This window comes from Protofrankia sp. Cr1 (genome assembly GCF_963555865.1).
Classification (GTDB): Bacteria; Actinomycetota; Actinomycetes; order Frankiales; family Frankiaceae; genus Protofrankia.
Window position 1 is genome coordinate 1 of the sequence record NZ_CAUVXO010000413.1, and the last position, 2,585, is coordinate 2,585.

General features: G+C 68.7%; 1 protein-coding gene and 1 pseudogene. Both read right to left on the reverse strand.

Translation table 11 applies throughout. The annotated features are described in order from the left end of the window. On the reverse strand, positions 1-1,122 hold a 1,122-nt coding region (locus U9980_RS22610; RefSeq protein ID WP_322769777.1), incomplete at its 3' end, for an Hsp70 family protein. Between the two features lie 195 nt (positions 1,123-1,317). Further along, positions 1,318-2,585, reverse strand: a pseudogene (locus U9980_RS22615) (hypothetical protein); the annotation flags it as partial.

A 2,585-nucleotide genomic window follows, 5' to 3' on the forward strand; every position in this document is an offset into this window, starting at 1 on the left:
CGGTACCTGCGGTGCCCCCTGAACCCGCTGAACCCGCGGTGTCTGCGGTGCCCGCCGCGACAGCCGTGCCCCGCCTGCGATCGCCGCGCCGAGACAGACCGCGAACTTCGGGTGCGTGTCCACCGTCACCAGCACGCGGAACTCCCGCTCGACCAGCCGGGCGACCAGGGGAATGCGGCTTGACCCACCGACAAGCAGGACGCGATTGAGGTCCGCCGGCTCCACCCCGGCGGAACGGCACGTGCGCCGGAACGTGTCAAGGGTTCGCAACACCATGATCCGTACGGATTCCTCCAGGTCATCACGGGTGAGTCGGACGGTCCGGTTGCAACCCGGGATGATCACCGGGATCTCGGCCTCGGTGTCGGCGGACAGCGCCTCCTTGGCCGCGACCGCTGCGGCGTGCACCTGGGCGACCGCACGGGCCGTCTCGGGGTCGGTCAGATCCTGGCGTTGCCAGGGCGGGCCGACCGTCCGCGCGATGTGGTCGAGTACGGCCTCGTCGATGTCGATGCCACCGATGTCGTCGTCACCGCCGGGTTCGCCGCACACCTCGAAACCACCGTCGGTCTTTCGCAGCACCGTCGCGTCGAAGGTGCCGCCGCCGAGATCGTAGACACCGACATGATCGCCTGGGGTGAGGCGGTCCTGCGCCGCGTAGTGTCCCGCGGCTGCCACCGGTTCCGAAAGGAGCCCGACGTCGGTGAGGCCGGCGAGCCCAGCGGCCTGTTCCATCAGGTCCTGGCGGTGACCGGACCAGGTGGCGGGGCGGGTCAGCATCACATGGCCCGGCGCCTGCGATTCACGCTCGGTGACTTTACTGACGACAAATCTGATCATGTCGGCGACGAGGTCGGGTATCTCCACCGGCGTGTCGGCGAGTCGTACCGGCACGTCATCGCCGAACCGGCGCTTGAACTCCCTTGCCACCCGGGACGGATCGGTTATGGCACGCCGTTCCGCGGCCTCACCGACCAGCATCACTCCGTCGTCACGCAGGAACAGCACGGACGGTACCGTCCTCGCGCGTTCGCCGAGGTCGACGACCTCAGCCCGCCCGTGCCGCCAGATCGCGGCCGCGGTGAACGTGGTCCCGACGTCGATGCCGAGGGCATAGGTCATGAGGCGGCGGCCAAAGCGAGCATCGTAGGGAGCGCCAGCGAGCGAGGAGCGCAGCGGAGGACGCCGCCGGGGTACACGGTCATGAGGCGGCGGCCAAAGCGAGCATCGTAGGGAGCGCCAGCGAGCGAGGAGCGCAGCGGAGGACGCCGCCGGGGTACACGGTCATAGCGCGTTGGTCATCCTAAAAGTGAGCGTTCACTCGGGCACGGCGTAGCAGTTGGCGCCCTTTACCGACTGCCTGAGCGCGGGCAGCACCTTCGCGCAGTAGCCTGTCGCGTCCCGATAGCTGGCAAACCCGTCCTTGAGGATCACGTACTCGCCCTGATCGGGCTTGTCGGTGGGCTCGCGAAGCCGCTGTGACCGGCGGCTGTCCATCAATTGGACCACTCCCACATCCGGCAATCGCTGGATGTCGCTGATGAACTGCTGCGCGGCCTGGTTGTCGGTCGCGACGCGGTCGTCGATCGCGAAGGCGTGGAAGATGACGTAGATCCCCTGCGGCTCTACCTGCCCAGCGGCGCCGGTGGGGCTGACACTCGTTGTCGGTCCCACACTCGTTGTCGGTCCGACGCTCGGGCTTGGGGTGGGGCTCGGGCTGGTGGGGGCCACGGGTGCGGTCGCGGCGGTCACGGCTGCGGTCGGTGCCGACGTCCTCGTCGGCGCCCGGGTCAGCAGGGCTGCGCCGGCTGTCGCGACGATACCGATCACCAGCGCCGCGCCGGCCAGCTTGACAGCTGCCCTGGGTATGACCGGGACCTGTTCGAAGACGGCATCGAGCTGGCCCTCGACCGCCTGTTGGTCGGCTCCGCTCGTCCGGGCTTGGTTCGTCCGGGCTTGGTTCGTCCGGGTTTCGTCGGTTCGGGTTTCGTCAGTTCTCGCGTAGACCAGCCGGACGGGGTGGCGCACCATGGTGCCGCGCAGGAACGGCCGCACCGCCCGTGCCTTGAGGAACACCTCACCGGACCCGCCCGGTTGGACCTTGACGCTCGTCGGCGCGAGGGCGTAGCCGAGCGCGCCGTCCTCGTCGGCAACGGACAGGCGGAGTAGGGCCGGGGCGGTACCGCGATTGTCGAAACGCGCGATCCAGCGGGCTGTCCACCGCCCGCGCCGTATCTTCGTGGTGATGACGGCGGCCGTGATCTCGTGAATCGCGCCGACCGTTATGTCGCCTTCTTCGACGGCCACCCAGTTGCGGTTCTCCCGCGAGCGGCACCGTAACGCGAACGGTATCTTTCCCACCGGTGTCCCCGGGCCGGTCGGCGGCCGGAACAGCAGTTGAACGGTTTCCTCAACCCCGCGGGTGACCGAGATCTCCGCTGGGATGACCTCGGCCCACCCCGACGCCGCCCCTAACACGTCAAACGTGTACCGCTCGACGAGGTCGCCGTCGTAGCGGACCGTCGCCGTCGTCTGTACCAGTTCACCCGGCCGGACCTGCAACCGGGTCTCGTGGAGACGAAGTT